Source organism: Paenibacillus mesotrionivorans (assembly GCF_046098205.1).
Lineage (GTDB): Bacteria > Bacillota > Bacilli > Paenibacillales > NBRC-103111 > Paenibacillus_AR > Paenibacillus_AR mesotrionivorans.
This window is the reverse complement of the sequence record NZ_JBJURJ010000004.1, coordinates 1-15,680: the sequence shown is the minus strand read 5'-3', so window position 1 is coordinate 15,680 and position 15,680 is coordinate 1. Positions and strand designations below refer to the sequence as shown.

The following is a 15,680-nucleotide window of genomic DNA, read 5'->3' as shown; positions in this document are numbered from 1 at the left end:
GTTTGAGTCCACATTTAGAAGAATAACGGCCTCCCGGTCCGCGAAAATGAAAAACCGCCAGGTTTACGCCCATTAGCGGCCTCTCTGTCCGTTAGCATACCCTTCAGGAGGACATCGCCGGCGCAAAAAAAGAGAACCATTCTCCATCAGCGGAAAACGGCTCTCTTCTCGTTCTTGTTTTCGTTTCTGCATATCACCATACACTCGATTTCCCCGCCGAACCGGCGTGAGAACCCCTTATCGGCCCCGTCCGGCTGCCGCCAGCAGCTCACTTCGGACCGCAGCCTGCTCCGGCATTGGCTCCGCGGCTTCCTCCCGCGCCAGCTCAAACGGCAGGCACAGGGGAACTCCCGTCCGCGGGTCGGAGATAATGTCCGCTTCAATACCGAAGACCAGACGCAGCACATCCCGGGTCATGACTTCCGTGGGTGTACCCTGGCTGACCACCTTGCCGGACTTGATGGCCACCATATGGCCCGCATACCGGGTGGCATGATTCAGGTCGTGAACCACCATCACGATGGTTCTGCCCTCCTCCTGATTCAGCTTCTGCAGAAGCTTCAGCACCTCCAGCTGATGCCCCATGTCCAGGAACGTGGTGGGCTCATCCAGGAACAGAATGTCCGTCTGCTGCGCCAGAGCCATGGCAATCCAAGCCCGCTGCCGCTGGCCCCCTGAGAGCTGGTCTACCGGCCGGTCGAAAAAATCCTCCATCCCGGTCACCTGAATGGCCCAGCGGATAATATCCCGGTCCTCCCGGGTTTGAGTACCGAAGCCCTTCTGGTGGGGGAAACGCCCATAACCCACCAGCTCACCCACCGTCAAACCGTCCGGAGCTACCGGATTCTGCGGCAGGATGGCCAATTGCTTAGCCACATCCTTGGTGGACTGCTGGTGGATCGCCTTGCTGTCCAGGAATACACTGCCCTTGCGGGGCTTCAATATCCGGGACATGGTCTTCAGGATGGTGGACTTCCCTGAGCCATTGGCTCCTACCAGAGCCGTAATCTTGCCGGAGGGAATGGAGAGGTTCAGATCCTCCACGATCAAGCGGCTTTCATAGGCAATATCCAGTTGCTGGGTAAACAAACGATCCTTCATATAATGCGTCCCCTTTCGTCATGGGATGTGGATAAAACGACCCGGATGCCTTTGGCAATCAACGCGGGTATCACCGAAACATGACCGTCTCCTTCAAACCTGCTGAATGTGGTCGCAAGCCCCGCAGGAGGCCTGGAGATCAGCCGCTCCGCCATCTCCTCCGCGTTCTCCCACATCCGGCTCCGATGCCCCTTCTCCAGCTCTCCGATACCGATCAACAACTGAATGGGAGGCACAGAACCCTCACCGCCCGCCGCTCTCTCCTCCGCCTGCTGCCGGAAAACCTCCTCTTCCTGAAGCAGCACCCGGTCCGCCCACCAGATGGAGGGGCTGCCGGCTACATAAGCGGCGAATGCTCCCCTCCGGGTGAACAGCGCGTGCAGCGCCAGGAAACCGCCCAGGGAATGCCCGAACAGCGACTGCCGACGGGCATTCACGGGATAACGGCGGGCCACCAACGGCTGCAAACCGCCGGTGATGAAATCCAGAAACGCCTCGGCACCGCCGATCTCTGGCCACGGGGAGCCGTCTCCCCGGTTGGGCAGCATAGCCTCCTCCGCTGGTGTGGTGTAGTCCAGAAACCGCTCCTTGGAGGCCTCCATTCCTGCGGGATAACCGATGCCGATGAGGATGGCCGGATCATAGCCGTGGGGCTTGCGGGTCATCAGGCGCAGTGTCTCCACAGCTATTGCGAAGCAGGAGTCCGCGTCCAGGAGATAGATAACGGGGTAACCCTCCGGCGGAGCCTCGCCAGAGGGTAACGCCGCCATGATCCGGTAAGAGCGGCCGGATTCCGGCCACTGCATCGTCCAGGCCTCTGTGCCGGGCACCAGGACGGGGCCGGATTCCTCTGTAACGGACACAGCAAGTCTATGATCGGTTTGCTCCATCACTCAAGCCTCCTTCCTGGCGCAGAAACCTTATCTGCCGTCTCCGTTGGCTGCCCGAACAACCATTCCACTGCCTCCGGGAAACGCCGCACAAAGCTGGATTGCTCATGAAACGCGCCTTCCTCCATATCCAGGCGGAGCCGGTCGGGTCCCAGCCCGCTGCCGGCCAGCAGCTCGAAGGCTGCCCGGTTCAGGGCAGGCATGTCCTTCTGGACCGTTTCCTTGCCTTCCCCCTCCCGGGTCCCCACGGACATGTACAGGCGCTGGTCCCGCCTTGCAGCCGCCGGGGCATCCTGCCGGATAAAGTCCATCATCCCCCGGTACCACAGCGAAGCGGACAGCAGCCCTATCCTGCCGAACACATCCGGCCGGACCGCCCCGGCATAATAGGACAGCAGCCCGCCCAAGGAGGCTCCGAGGATGCCGGTCATTTCCCGGCGGCCGTCGGCGTAGTAGTTGGTTTGGAGATACGGCAGCAGGCGCTCCGCCAGAAAACGGATATATGCCGGGCCCTCCCCGCCGAAATCCGGCCGCTCCGGCACCAGCGCCGGTGCAGGCCAGGGGGTGTATTCATTCAGCCGGTTCACCGGCTTCACACCCGCGATAATCATCTCCGGCAGCTTCCCTTGGGCGAAGCTGCACTCCAATAACTCCGTATTGGAGGCGAAGAGAGAATCCCCGTCCTGGACCAGAAGCAGGGGGAAGGTCAGGCTGCAGGCCCCGCAGGAGGGGGGAATGTAGAGGGTGACCTCCCGGTTGTCCAACTGGTCCTTAATCAGGCTGCCTTTCATAAGCATGCGGTTCAAGCCTCCTCTAAGCAGGGCGTTTCATAAGCAGGGTGACAAAATAAGGGACGCCGATAATGGCGATAACAATGCCAACGGGAACCTCGGCAGGGGCGACCACATTTTTGCCGATGTAATCCGCCAGGATCACCAGCAGCATGCCCATAATGGTGCAAACGGGCAGCATATGGCGGTGGTGCAGGCCCACCAGCCGTCTGGCAATATGAGGGGCCAGCAGGCCAACAAAGCCGATGCCTCCCGAGATGGACACACAGGCGCTGACCATGCCGATGCTGGCCAAGAGCAGGAGAGACTTCTCCCGCTCCGTACGAACGCCCAGACTGATGGCGCTGCTTTCGTGCAGCTGGAACAGATCCAGAACATAGGACTTCCGGTAAATCACCGGCAGCAGGATAATGAGCCAAGGGGCAATGGATACGACAAACTTCCAGTTGGCGCTCCAGATGCTCCCGGACAGCCAGACGGTGGCCATTTCAAAATCGGAAGCGTTCATTTTCAACGACAGAAACAGGGTCCACGCCCCAAAGCCGGAGCTGATGGCGATTCCCGTCAGCAGCAGACGCTGAGGGTCCAGCCGCCCGGACTTCCAGGCAAACAGGTAAATCAGGCCAGCGGCGGCAATCCCCCCCGCCAGGCCAAAGAAGGGCATGGCCAGAATAGCGGACCACCCGGTGGTGCGGATCTGGCCCTGGTAGAAGAACATGAAGGTGACAATGGCAGCTCCGGCTCCTGCGTTGATGCCAAGAATGCCCGGGTCTGCCAAGCCGTTGCGGCTGACTCCTTGAATGACCGCGCCCGCTGCAGCCAGACCGGCGCCCACCAATGCCCCCAGCACAATGCGGGGCAGGCGGAAGTCAAAAATCACCAGATCCCACTGCGGGGTTGTCTCCAGGCGGAAGAGGGTATTCACAACCTCCCGCACGCTCAGATCAAACTCCCCGCTGGTGAGGCTGAGGTACGCCACGATCACGGACAACACCAGCCCCGTCACAATCACAACGGCTAACCGCAAAGGTGTGGTTCTAGGCTGCACGCTCGCCGCCTCCCCTCGTACGGATCAGGTACAGGAAGAACGGGATGCCCACAGCAGAGGTGACCACCCCGATGGGGGTTTCGAAGGGGTAGTTCATAAACCGGCTGAGTACATCCGACAGCCCCAGGAACACAGCCCCCATCAGCCCGGAGCAGGGAACCACCCAACGGTAGTCCACACCGACCAGATAGCGGGTCATGTGGGGAATCAGGAGCCCGACAAAGGCAATCTTGCCTGCCAAGGCCACGGATACTCCCGTCAGCAGCGCTACACAGGCCATGGTGGCCAGCTTCACCCAGAAGGTGCGCTGCCCCAGGCCCGCCGCGATATCATCCCCCAGGGAAATGATGGTGATGGACCGGGCCAGCACAAGGGCCACAGCCAGTCCAATCAGCCCTAACGGCAGCGCCAGCTTTACCAGGTCAGGGTTCATCTGGTGCAGTCTGGCATTGAACCAGAAGCTGACGTTCTGGGAGATATTGAAGGAGATGGCCAGCGCTGCCGAGGCGCTGCTCAGGAACGTCCCGATAATCGTCCCCAGAATCGCCATCCGCACCGGTGCCATTCCTCCCGGCATCATCCACGACAGCAGGAAAACCAGGGCCACCCCGCAGGCCGAGCCGATAAACGAGCTTGCTACCAGTCCCAGCATGGAGCCGTTGGGCATCAGAATCATGGTCAAGGTAATAGCAAAAGCGGCCCCATCGGAGACCCCCATAATGGCAGGGGACGCCAGATAGTTTCTGGTCATCCCCTGCATCATGGCGCCCGACATGGCCAGGAAGCCGCCGATCAGAAGGGCCCCCGCCGCCCGGGGCAGCCGGGAGTGGAGCACAATCTGATGGTTTACATTATCCGGATCAAAATGAAAGAAGGCATCCCTTACCACCGTCCAGTCCATGGACTTGGCCCCATACATGACGGAGGCTAGCAGGACCAGCACGATGGCAACGGGTGAAACCGCCAAAATCAGGTAGGGTGAAACCGCCTTATGCGACATGGGGCTTATTGGCTGAGAGCGGCAACGGCCTTATCCAGGAATGCCAGCTTGCTCCAGGAGGTGCCGCCTTGGGCGCTGGGGTCTACAATGTTCACGAAAACCTTGCCGTTTTTGGCAGCCTTCAGGCTTTTCCAGATCGGATTGTTCTGAAGCTCCTCCAGAGACTTGGGCTGGTCCTTGTTCTCGGCCTCGGCGAATTGGACGAACAGGTAATCCGGGTTGATCTCGGCCAGTTTTTCGATGGAAACTAGCTCTTGGGCCTTCACAGCCTTGAGCTCTTCCGGAACGGCAATACCCAAATCCGTATAGAAGGAAGGGTTAAAATACACATCGGCAGGATACGCGTAAAGGCTTCCGGTGCGGACGCGCAGCATCAGGACCTTCTTGTCCTTCACGTTAGCGGCGATTTTCTCCTTGGCAGCAGCGGCATCCTTCTTGTACTTTTCGATAATGTCCTTGGCTTGCGCCTCCTTGCCGGCAATTTGGCCCATCACCAGCAGGTTAGCTTCCCAGTTGGAGGAAATATGGGAGACGGGAATCATAGGGGCAACCTTGTTCAATTGCTCCACCACGGCAGCCTGGAACTTGGAGGTGCCCATGATAACGTCGGCCTTCAGCTTCAGGATGGCTTCGGCATTGGGCTGCTGGCGGTTGCCCACTTCCACGGCACCCTCCATGGCCTTGGACATATACTCGGGAATCTTCACGCCGTCGGTTACGGCGCCTACGGGCTTCACGCCCAGAACAGCCGCATCCTCCATGGCCTCCAGACTGGCGACGACGATATTCTTCGTGCCGGCCAGCTGATATTGCTTATCCAAATATGTAATGGTCTTGGGGCCTTGATCCGCCGGAGCTGCAGCAGGACTTGCAGAAGCTGCAACTGGTGCGCTGGCTGCCGGGCTGGCAGAAGCAGCGGTGGAGGGATCAGCCGCATTGTTGCTGCTGCCGCAGGCCCCCAGAATCATACCCAGACCCAATACGAGCGATGCTGTCAAACCAACCTTTTTCATAACACCAATTACTCCCCTCATGGCTTTTAGTTTCCCGTAAATAATAATGATTCGCATTATCATTCTAAATGAGAACTGTTATCATTATAAGAGGATAGGCCCCCGTACGCAAGACTTTTTTCCGGCCAGCGGTCAGAACATCGTTACACATTCCACTCCCGCTCCTCCCGGGTCTTTGCTAATGAAAGCCGAATTCCCTTGGCCAACAAGGCCGGCACCACCGAAATATGGCCTTCTCCTTCGAATTCCTTCACAACTACAGTCAGCAACGGGTGGTGAAGAGCCGAAAGACGGGCTCCCAATTCCATGGCGTTCTCCAGCATCCGGCTGTCTCCCCCGCCTTCATGCCCGCCTGCGGCAATCAGCAGGAGACGTTCGGGATCTGCCGAACTAAGGGTCTCCGCCCTCTCAGGAGACTCAACCCTCCCTACAGACTCGGCCGCCTTCTGCCCGTCCGCCCTCTCCATGAGCCTCCGCCGGAAGGCCCTCTCCTCTTCAAGCAGGGTATGGCCGTTCCACCAGATGGAGGGGCTGCCCGCCACATAGGTCCGGAACACAGGTGCTCTGGTAAACAGCGCATGCAGCACCAGAAAACCGCCCATGGAATGCCCGATAAACGCCTGTCTGCTCCGGTCCACTGGATAACGGGCCTCCACCACCGGCATCAGCTCCTGCTCGATAAAGTCCAGGAATGCATCCGCCCCGCCTAAGGGCGGCCAAGGTTCTCTGTTTCCCCGGACAGGCAGCTGGGCTGGGTCGGCAGGAGTCGTATAATCCAGGAACCGTTCCCGCACCCGGTCCAGCCGGGACGGATACCCGATGCCAACCACCACGGCGGGATCATATCCCTTGGGCGGCTTCGTCTGCCAGTGCACCGCTTCCACGGCTGTGCCGAAGCACATTTCCGCATCAAGCAGATAAATAACGGGATACCCGGCAGCGGGAGACGAGGTCTGCGGGGTGGCAAGCATAATCCGGTATTCCCGGCCGGAGACGGAGGAGCAGACCTCGATACATTCCGTACCCGCCAAAGCAAATCCATCTCCCGCCCCAGGCTCCTTTGTTGACAAATCCACAGTTTTTCGCGGCATTTCATTAGCCATTGGCCGGACTCCCCTTTCTCTGATCGTACAGCTTCTCAGCCGTTCCGGTTGATTTCATTAGCCCAGAGCTCCATCAGGTGCATCGCCCCCCGGTAGCCGGCAAAAGGTGGTGCATAGGGATTGATCCGCCAGGCCAGATCAGGGTTGGCGATCTGCAGGGTATCCGGCTGCCCCGCCCATTGCAGGGTTTGGCCGCTGGCCATCAGGATGGCGCCCTCTGCAGCCTTGGCCGCCTCCATCCACTGCCGTTCCGTGTAAAATGGCAGTGTGCTGCTATTCCCGTAGGGACTGTCGCGCCACGCGGCTTCCACCGTCATGTCCAACTCCTCTCTGGCAAAAGCGCCTATTCCCGCCACACTTTCGGAAGGTCCGCCCAAAAACAGACGGGCCTTTCCCTTCCGGTAACGGATAGCCGGCACCAACTGGCGGGAGGCTTGTCTGGCCTCCGCTGACTCCCGGCTGATAAATCCGGCATCCGGCTTGCGTCCGATGGCTTCACCCACCTGCACCAGCCATCGGGTGGTTCCTTCTATTCCGTAGGGGCAGCCCAACACATAGGGGGTCCCATGGTTGTCCTTCAGCCATTCGGCTGCAGCAAGCGCCTCTTCCCGCACCGCCAGATTAAGGCTGGCACTGCCAAGGGTGCGCAGCTCCTCCACCGAAGCCCCTGCGGTCATAACACATTGAGGCTTCATCCCGAGGCCTCCCCACATCAGGCGCTCCAGCTCGGCGGCCTCCGCCCGGAAGCGGAAACGGTCGGCACAGGAGCCGATAATGTTGTAGGTGCCGGGTTCTGCCCTCCGCCCGCCTTCCGGCTGCTGGCCCGCCGCCGGCCGAGCCAGCTCCCGGGCCAGAACAGCCAGCGCCTCCTCCACGCCATGGCAGGCAACCTCGTGAAAGCCCCCTTTGCCAAAGGCCACCACCGGGACCTCCGGGTACAGCCCGCCCAGCTCCCGGGCCAACGCCCCCAGATCCGTCCCGATAATTTCCGGAACAGAGGAAGGCAGCAGGAATACCGCCTGCGGCGCATCCTTTTGGATAACATTCCGAACTGCGTCCAGCAGCCGGTCCGTGGAGCCCAATGCAATATCGTTTTCGTTCAAGTGCGTCGCATATAATCCGCAAGCCCCGCTTACTCCCATCCGTTCCAAGGTAACCCGCGCATACACCATATGCCCCATGGAGCCAAACTCCACCAAGGCGGCATTGCGGATGGTGGACAGGGTCCACAGGATTCCCATCCGCCCCGATGCAGGGGGACGAAACCTGTACAATCCCACAGCACTCTCCTCCTTTTTACTCTTGCTGCATAGCCATGGCCTTGGACAAACTCTCCAACAGCCGGATGCTACGCCCGAAGCCGCAGGTGGCCGCAGATGTAGCCTGCCCCTCCAGATAAACCGTTCCCTGTGCACGGGGGATCAAGGGCCGTCCTACACATAGGCCCGGTGACAGCTCCGCTATAACAGCTCCGTCCGTTTCCGGACTGGCCATGTGACAAACCAGCGGATCAAACCCGCTTTTGACAATAGTCCGCCCCCACGCCTTATCTCCATGTCCGAAGCCTTCCATATGAATCAGAACGGGCTCCAGCCCCAACCGGGTAAAATACGCCGCCAATGGCAGCGGATCTACACACCCTTCCGTAATGGCAAAGGTTACCCCCTTCATACGTGCTTCTATTTCCCGCTCCAGCGCAAGCACTTCCTGGCGTGCCGGGTATGTTGCCTTCTGTTGGGGAATGTCCAATAGCTCCGCAATGCGCTCATACGCCTGCTCGATTTCCGTGCAGCTATACGCACTGTGCAGCTGAACGGAAGGAATACCAAAGCGTTTCTCCATCACAGCCGCCAGCTCGGCAAAATGCGGGGAAGCCACAATGTTAAGCGACGCCTCGGGCGCCTCCAGATAGTCCTCTAAGGCTGAGCCGGGACCCAGATGCCTGATGCGCCAGCCCTGCCCCTCCAACAGCTCCCCCAGCTCCGGACCTGCAGCAGTCCGCTGCGCTCCGAAGCTCATGATGTTCATGGTGCGGGCAGTTCCGGTTTCCGGCCCTTCCTCCATGAGGCTGCCCATGGCGGCTAACGTCCGCCAGTATCCAGTGGGATAGCTGCTGCATGTAAAATGGGCGGCTTGTACCACGGCAAGCATTGCCGTTGAAAGCTGCGGCTCCATCTCCTGGACCAGCAGCTCCACATCCTCCGCAATCAGATTAGGAATGCAGGTGACAATCAGCAGAATGGCCCGCGCTCCCGCAGCATCCATTTCCTTGATGGCCTCGCCCAGTCCCTTGCTGCAGCCGAATACCACTTCGTTTCCGTCCAAAAGGTACACCCAATGCAGCTCGCCAGCTTTGCCGAACGGCTCCGGTATAACCATTTTGCTGTAGGTGCCGCATTCCGGCATGCCGATCACCAAGGTGGACACACCGGCCATCCGCCCGGCCAGGGACAAGGTGGTGTGCATGGGGCAATGGCTGCCCGGGTTGGCCGCCGGAGTCAGCATTTCAATTGCCCGCTCCGACTTCACTGCGGACAACCGGCGCAGGTGCTTAAGCCCGGAAGCCGTGCTGTCTTGAATCATCGTCGGACTCACCCGCTTTCTTTTTAATAATTGAATAAGGCTTATCTCCCGCTTTTGATTAAGAGATAAAGAAAGTACGGCCCACCCACCACTGCCACAATCAGGCCCGCGGGAAGCTCATCGGGGCTGACCACAATCCGTCCCAGGGTATCGGCGGCGGATACAATCAACGCTCCCGTCAAAGCAGAGATGGGAAGCAGGACATGGTGGCGGGTGCCGGTGAGCATTTTGGCCAGATGCGGGGCAATCAACCCTACAAAGCTGATGCTGCCGCTGACCGCCACACACGAGGCAGCCAGTCCGACTGCGGCTATAAGCAGGCTGCGCCGCTCCTTCTCTACCCGGGCTCCCAGCCCTCCGGCCACATCATCCCCCAGGTTCAGGGCATCCAGCATCCGGGACTTGGACCAAACATAGGGCAGCAGCACGATCAGCCAGGGCAAAAGCGCCCACACAAACTTCCAGTTGGAGCCCCAAATACTGCCCGCCTGCCACTGCACCAGAAAATCGAACTGGGCTTCATCCAGACTCATCACCAGTACGGTCATGGCAGATGTAATGCCGGCCTGCAAAGCAATACCCACCAGAATCAGCCGTATCGGACTGATGCCTTCCTCTCTTTTGTAGGCCAGGACATAAATCACGATGGCAGCCATACCCGCTCCGGCCAATGCCAGAACCGGCAGCAGGAAGATAGAACCGGCGGATTTGGCGCCGAACACCATAATGAAGAGCACGACCATCAACCCAGCGCCTGCGTTGATGCCCAGCAAACCGGGGTCCGCCAGCGGATTGCGGGCTACCCCCTGGATAATGGAACCGGCTACGCCCAAGCCAGCCCCCACCAGCAGAGAGAGGACAATCCGGGGCAGGCGGAATTGGAAGAGCACCATATTCTCCTTCTCGGTACCACCCCCGAACAGGGTCCGGATGGTATCCATCGGCGTCAGCCGGGAAAAACCCGTGTTCATGCTGATGACAAAAGAAACGGCCAGCAGAAGCGTGATCACCACCGCCACGGCCACATTCCGGCGGATGGTTTTCCGGCGGAACTGCTCCATGGTCAAGCTGATTTGCGCCATCGTTAACCAGCCCTCCTTTGTTTACGGGCCAGATAAAGGAAAAAGGGCACGCCGATCAGGGCCACCAATGCCCCGATGGGAATTTCCGAAGGCGGGTTGAGGGTTCTCGCCGCCAGATCCGCTGTCACCAATAGCAAAGCCCCGAATACTGCCGAGGCGGGAATAATGTAACGGTAATCCACGCCTACCAGCGCCCGGCACATATGCGGCACCACCAGACCGATAAAGCCCACTGCACCCACCACGGCAACAGACACCCCCGCCAGCAGAAGCACGAGGACGGTCCCGATGGTCTTCACCAACGCCGTCTTCAGCCCCAAGCCCTGAGCCACATCCTCACCCAGGTTCATCAAGGAAACCGACCGGGAGAGCAGCATAGCTCCAAGGATAGCTACGATAATTATAGGTGCCGCCAGCCTCAGCTGGCTCCAGTCACTTCCCGCCACACCGCCGGAGGTCCAGAACATCAAGCTGCGCGCTACGTTGTAGTAGATGGCAATGCTTTGGCTGAGTGCAGTCAACAGCGCCGTTACTGCCGCTCCCGCCAATACCAGCCGCATGGGGGAGGCCCCGCCGCGCTGCAAGGAGGCGATGCCATATACGAGCCCCGCTCCCAGGGCAGCACCGACGAAGGAGAGCATCATAATTTGCAGATAGGAGACTCCCGAAAAAAACGCAAAGCAGATGGACAGCATAAATCCTGCTCCCGCGTTTAAGCCCATCAGTCCCGCATCCGCCATGGGATTGCGGGTCATCCCTTGCATAAGAGCCCCTGCCACTCCGAAGGAGGCGCCGATCAAAGCACTTGCAATCACCCGGGGCAGCCGGAGATTGTAGATGACCATATGCTGCGGGTTGGTGTCGTCCCGGTGAACGACCGCATCCCATGCCACTTGAAAGGGAATGGGCATGGCGCCTTTGGAGACGGAATAGAGCATTCCGGTTAACAATACAGCAAACCCGGCCAGAATAATCAGCCAGCCGGTATGGATTTTAAATTTGTTGACAGCCCCGGGAACTGCCAGCACTTTTGCCGAAACACGGTTCATTCCTGTTGCCTCCTACGCCGTAACCTCATGGACAATATGCCAAAACAGGCCCCGCCCCTTTGTAATTTGGACGGATACCTGTTTGGTTTATGTCGGGCTTCAATTATTTCAACATAAACTCCGAAATGGCTTTGACACCATATTCCACACCCAGAGGTCCCGCGGAGAAGGCTGCCCGGTCAAGAATGAACACATGGTTGTTTTTCACGGCAGTGAGCGTATTCCATACCGGGTTCTTCTTCAATTCCTCCAGGGTGGTCTCTTCGGAATTGCTGGTCATATCATCCCACAGGAAGATATAGCTGGGGTTCAGCTGGAGCAGCCCTTCCAGGGTAAAGATGTTATCCTTGCCATGCACGGCAGGGTAATTGGCAGGAGGGGTCAGCCCCAAACCTGCGGTTTTGTCATAGAAGGCCACACAACGGTCCAGGCCAAACGCGGTATAGGTACCTTTATTGTTGAAGGAAATGAAGGCGACTGTCTGATCCTTCTTGGCAGCCAGCTTTTCACGGTTGGTGACAATCAGCTTCTCAATCTCTGCTACCTTGTCCTGGCCCTTCTTGGGCTCGCCGATCAGCTTGGAGAATTCCAGCAGGCGGCCCTTCCAATCCAGGTCATTCTTAAATACCACAACGGGTGCCACTTGCTTCAGTTGGTCCATAATCTTGTCGTTATAAGGGGTAGCCGCGATAATCAGATCGGGCTTGGATTCCAGTACCTTTTCCACACTGACGGTGGTGCCCAAATCGAGGACATTGGCTTGCTCCTTGATGAAGGGCTGGAAGGACAGGAAGCCGAACAGAGAGTTTGCATTGTCCGCCGCTACCGGGGTCACCCCCAGGGAAAACCAGGGCTCAAGGAAATGGAAAAAAGCAACCGCTACGCGCTTCGGGCGTTCCTTTATGACAACATCATTTCCCAGAGCGTCCTTGTATGTCAGCGGAAAAACAGCCGTGTCTGCTTTCGGAGCTGCAGAGGCAGCGGCGCTTGCGCTTGCCGCAGCGGTTGCGGCGGGGCTTGCTCCGGCAGCCAAGTCATTCCCATCAGCCGCATCTTTACCGCCACAGCCTGCCATCAGCCCGGCTGCAAATGCGAATGTCAAACATAATACCAATAGCTTCTTCAATCTAATCCCTCCACTTTTTGAATGCAGATTCTCTATTATGCAACTCTCCTCATTGATAACGATTCGCAATTGCAACATATAAAGCATTCTAGCATGTGCATAGTGTGAGAGAAATGGAGGATTTCCTGAACCGGGGATGGACAATTTCCTTCTTATCTCGAAACTCCCCCAAAAGGAATGGGATGGTACCTGCGAAGTCTTTCGATACTATAGGGCTCGTTTTAGTTGGCCTGTTCGATGGGAAGTGCGCGGAGTTGGGTAGGGGCGAGGCCAAACTGCTTTTTGAACAGTCTGCTGAAATAATAGGCATCGGTGTAGCCCACCATCTCGGCAATTTCCTTGACAGTGGCACAGGTGGACGTCAGCAGGCGGTGGGCTTCCTTCATCCGGTATGCGATTAAGTAATCAATGGGACTGATACCTATATACTTTTTGAACACCTCCGAAAAATACTTGGGACACATCCCATACCGCCCGGCCAAGTCGCATAGGGTATGCTGCCGCATATGGTGGAATTCGATGTAACCCCTCGCTTCCTCTACCATACTCTGAGCCTCATTGCTCCGGGCGCTTTTCAGAATGCCGAACAGCTCCGACAGCACAGAGTAAACTAGAGCCTTCGCCTGGAACTTGGAAAAGGTATCCGGGTGTTTGGACACATCCGTCAGCATTTTGAGAGTGGCAAACAAACCGGGGCTGGAGCCAATCTCCATTTCGTATGCCCGGTGCATATAACCGTCACTGTCCTTCTCGTGCCGGTAATACATAATGTAGAACTCCAGCGGCTTGTCCGTGATATTCCCGGAGGTTAGCCACTTGCCGGGGCAACCGTGAATCACCATACCCGGGCGGAAGCGGAAGGACTGGTTGTCCAAATGAAAATATCCCTCTCCCTTCACCGGAAAGAGGAAGGCCGATACATTGGTCATATACCCGGGCTCCACATAACCTACAGGGTGGCGGCGGTAATAGGTCGGCAAAATCATAATCGGCTCCGACGTATACTCCTCCATGATTTCATTGATATTCATGTCCGGAAACAGCCTCCTCTGCTTTGCCCTTAAGTACATATACAGGTAATTGAGAACGCACAGCCGTATCATGTATATTGATTATCATTTTCAATTATAGCAAATAACAAGCCCTACCAAGGAGTGAATTCGTGAAGGTTGTTTGATAATTGGTAAAGGAGGAATCTAACGGACCTTCCTTCCGCTATTCCGCAAATTTGCAGGATTCCGGGCTTTTCGCGGACACAGGAAACCTTATTGTCATCATTAGGCCCAGAAACCCCTCAGATTTTCTCATATAACGTCCCTACGGTCCGTAAGCTTGGCGGATCACCCCTTTTAGGCGTTATAGCAGCCTCTGTGTCCGTTAGCTAAAACAAAAAAAGCGAACCCTGGGGTTCGCTTCCCATCATAAACAAAAAAACCGTCCAGCGACGGTTTTTGCTAAGCGGGTGATGGGAATACTCCGTGTCTTTCGGCCAATCTTTTGGCCGTTCGGGACGCGGACGCTCGCTTGAGGGCTCTCTCCGCTGTGCTGGAGTTTCGCCGAGCGGTCGAACCCTGACGTTGGCTTCCCATCATAAACAAAAAAACCGTCCAGCGACGGTTTTTGCTAAGCGGGTGATGGGAATACTCCGTGTCTTTCGGCCAATCTTTTGGCCGTTCGGGACGCGGACGCTCGCTTGAGGGCTCTCTCCGCTGTGCTGGAGTTTCGCCGAGCGGTCGAACCCTGACGTTGGCTTCCCATCATAAACAAAAAAACCGTCCAGCGACGGTTTTTGCTAAGCGGGTGATGGGAATACTCCGTGTCTTTCGGCCAATCTTTTGGCCGTTCGGGACGCGGACGCTCGCTTGAGGGCTCTCTCCGCTGTGCTGGAGTTTCGCCGAGCGGTCGAACCCTGACGTTCGCTTCCCATCATAAACAAAAAAACCGTCCAGCGACGGCTTTTGCTAAGCGGGTGATGGGAATCGAACCCACGCTACCAGCTTGGAAGGCTGGAGTTCTACCATTGAACTACACCCGCATTAAAAAATATGGTCGGGACGACACGATTTGAACATGCGACCCCCTGGTCCCAAACCAGGTGCTCTACCAAGCTGAGCTACGTCCCGTTAAACAATAAAACGCACCCTGAGAGATTCGAACTCCCGGCCTTTTGATTCGTAGTCAAACGCTCTATCCAGCTGAGCTAAGGGTGCATATGGAGCGGACGAAGGGATTCGAACCCTCGACCCTCGCCTTGGCAAGGCGATGCTCTACCACTGAGCCACGTCCGCAAAAAAGAGGTAAAATGCGCGTGGAGGGACTTGAACCCCCACGGTTGCCCGCTAGATCCTAAGTCTAGTGCGTCTGCCAATTCCGCCACACGCGCATAGGACAAAAGTGAGCCATGTAGGACTCGAACCTACGACACCCTGATTAAAAGTCAGGTGCTCTACCAACTGAGCTAATGGCTCATAATACTGGGGATCTAGGATTCGAACCTAGGAATGACGGAGTCAAAGTCCGTTGCCTTACCGCTTGGCTAATCCCCAATACAATGGTGGGCGCTGAGGGGATCGAACCCCCGACCCTCTGCTTGTAAGGCAGATGCTCTCCCGGCTGAGCTAAGCGCCCGGGATATGTATGACCCGTAGGGGATTCGAACCCCTGTTACCTCCGTGAAAGGGAGGTGTCTTAACCCCTTGACCAACGGGCCAACTGCAAAGCTTCCAACCGGAATCGAACCGGTGACCTCATCCTTACCATGGATGCACTCTACCTACTGAGCTATGGAAGCATGGTACTCCCCGAGCAGGACTCGAACCTGCGACAACTCGATTAACAGTCGAGTGCTCTACCGACTGAGCTATCAGGGAATATACACTACAGTTCAGAGCTTG

At 57.5% G+C, this 15,680-nt stretch carries 13 protein-coding genes and 11 tRNA genes; all 24 read right to left on the bottom strand.

From position 1 onward, the window contains the following. Positions 1-237: 237 nt before the first annotated feature. Complete coding sequence (locus ACI1P1_RS06795; RefSeq protein ID WP_416215610.1) at positions 238-1,101, bottom strand: ABC transporter ATP-binding protein; 864 nt, start codon at positions 1,099-1,101, stop codon at positions 238-240. Then, entirely contained in the window at positions 1,098-1,991 is an 894-nt protein-coding gene (locus ACI1P1_RS06790) for an alpha/beta hydrolase (RefSeq protein ID WP_416215609.1), read from the bottom strand. The genes ACI1P1_RS06795 and ACI1P1_RS06790 overlap by 4 nt, the downstream gene beginning before the upstream one ends. Beyond that, a complete protein-coding gene (locus tag ACI1P1_RS06785; RefSeq protein ID WP_416215608.1) occupies positions 1,991-2,788 on the bottom strand; it encodes an alpha/beta hydrolase in 798 nt (265 codons plus the stop codon). The genes ACI1P1_RS06790 and ACI1P1_RS06785 overlap by 1 nt, the downstream gene beginning before the upstream one ends. Before the next feature lie 16 nt (positions 2,789-2,804). Then, complete coding sequence (locus ACI1P1_RS06780; RefSeq protein ID WP_416215941.1) at positions 2,805-3,809, bottom strand: FecCD family ABC transporter permease; 1,005 nt, start codon at positions 3,807-3,809, stop codon at positions 2,805-2,807. A 10-nt stretch (positions 3,810-3,819) separates the two neighbouring features. After that, positions 3,820-4,830, bottom strand: a complete 1,011-nt coding sequence (locus ACI1P1_RS06775) for a FecCD family ABC transporter permease (protein ID WP_416215607.1) — start codon at positions 4,828-4,830, stop codon at positions 3,820-3,822. A gap of 5 nt (positions 4,831-4,835) precedes the next feature. Then, positions 4,836-5,843 carry an ABC transporter substrate-binding protein gene (locus tag ACI1P1_RS06770; RefSeq protein WP_416215606.1) on the bottom strand — a complete coding sequence of 336 codons (1,008 nt, stop codon included), beginning with the start codon at positions 5,841-5,843 and terminating at the stop codon, positions 4,836-4,838. 143 nt (positions 5,844-5,986) lie between these two features. Beyond that, complete coding sequence (locus ACI1P1_RS06765; RefSeq protein ID WP_416215605.1) at positions 5,987-6,946, bottom strand: alpha/beta hydrolase; 960 nt, start codon at positions 6,944-6,946, stop codon at positions 5,987-5,989. 35 nt (positions 6,947-6,981) lie between these two features. After that, positions 6,982-8,226 carry a nitrogenase component 1 gene (locus ACI1P1_RS06760; RefSeq protein WP_416215604.1) on the bottom strand — a complete coding sequence of 415 codons (1,245 nt, stop codon included), beginning with the start codon at positions 8,224-8,226 and terminating at the stop codon, positions 6,982-6,984. A 16-nt stretch (positions 8,227-8,242) separates the two neighbouring features. Further along, positions 8,243-9,529, bottom strand: coding sequence for a nitrogenase component 1 (locus tag ACI1P1_RS06755; RefSeq protein ID WP_416215603.1), 1,287 nt, complete (start codon positions 9,527-9,529; stop codon positions 8,243-8,245). Positions 9,530-9,570: 41 nt separating this feature from the next. Then, on the bottom strand, positions 9,571-10,611 hold the full coding sequence (locus tag ACI1P1_RS06750) for a FecCD family ABC transporter permease (protein ID WP_416215602.1): 1,041 nt from the start codon (positions 10,609-10,611) through the stop codon (positions 9,571-9,573). Between the two features lie 2 nt (positions 10,612-10,613). Next, a complete protein-coding gene (locus ACI1P1_RS06745) occupies positions 10,614-11,660 on the bottom strand; it encodes a FecCD family ABC transporter permease (protein WP_416215601.1) in 1,047 nt (348 codons plus the stop codon). 103 nt (positions 11,661-11,763) lie between these two features. After that, a complete protein-coding gene (locus tag ACI1P1_RS06740; RefSeq protein ID WP_416215600.1) occupies positions 11,764-12,786 on the bottom strand; it encodes an ABC transporter substrate-binding protein in 1,023 nt (340 codons plus the stop codon). 221 nt (positions 12,787-13,007) lie between these two features. Then, positions 13,008-13,817, bottom strand: coding sequence for a helix-turn-helix domain-containing protein (locus ACI1P1_RS06735; RefSeq protein WP_416215599.1), 810 nt, complete (start codon positions 13,815-13,817; stop codon positions 13,008-13,010). A 933-nt stretch (positions 13,818-14,750) separates the two neighbouring features. Beyond that, positions 14,751-14,821 (bottom strand) — tRNA-Gly (locus ACI1P1_RS06730). Between the two features lie 11 nt (positions 14,822-14,832). Next, a tRNA-Pro gene (locus tag ACI1P1_RS06725) sits at positions 14,833-14,909 on the bottom strand. A gap of 13 nt (positions 14,910-14,922) precedes the next feature. Beyond that, positions 14,923-14,996 (bottom strand) — tRNA-Arg (locus tag ACI1P1_RS06720). A 3-nt stretch (positions 14,997-14,999) separates the two neighbouring features. Next, positions 15,000-15,074, bottom strand: a tRNA-Gly gene (locus ACI1P1_RS06715). A 15-nt stretch (positions 15,075-15,089) separates the two neighbouring features. Further along, positions 15,090-15,169, bottom strand: a tRNA-Leu gene (locus ACI1P1_RS06710). A 12-nt stretch (positions 15,170-15,181) separates the two neighbouring features. Beyond that, positions 15,182-15,254 (bottom strand) — tRNA-Lys (locus ACI1P1_RS06705). A gap of 6 nt (positions 15,255-15,260) precedes the next feature. Next, positions 15,261-15,332: transfer RNA gene (locus ACI1P1_RS06700), tRNA-Gln, on the bottom strand. A 6-nt stretch (positions 15,333-15,338) separates the two neighbouring features. After that, positions 15,339-15,414: transfer RNA gene (locus tag ACI1P1_RS06695), tRNA-Val, on the bottom strand. Positions 15,415-15,424: 10 nt separating this feature from the next. Continuing rightward, positions 15,425-15,496, bottom strand: a tRNA-Glu gene (locus tag ACI1P1_RS06690). Positions 15,497-15,504: 8 nt separating this feature from the next. Then, positions 15,505-15,577: transfer RNA gene (locus ACI1P1_RS06685), tRNA-Thr, on the bottom strand. A gap of 6 nt (positions 15,578-15,583) precedes the next feature. Then, positions 15,584-15,656, bottom strand: a tRNA-Asn gene (locus ACI1P1_RS06680). Positions 15,657-15,680 lie beyond the last annotated feature (24 nt).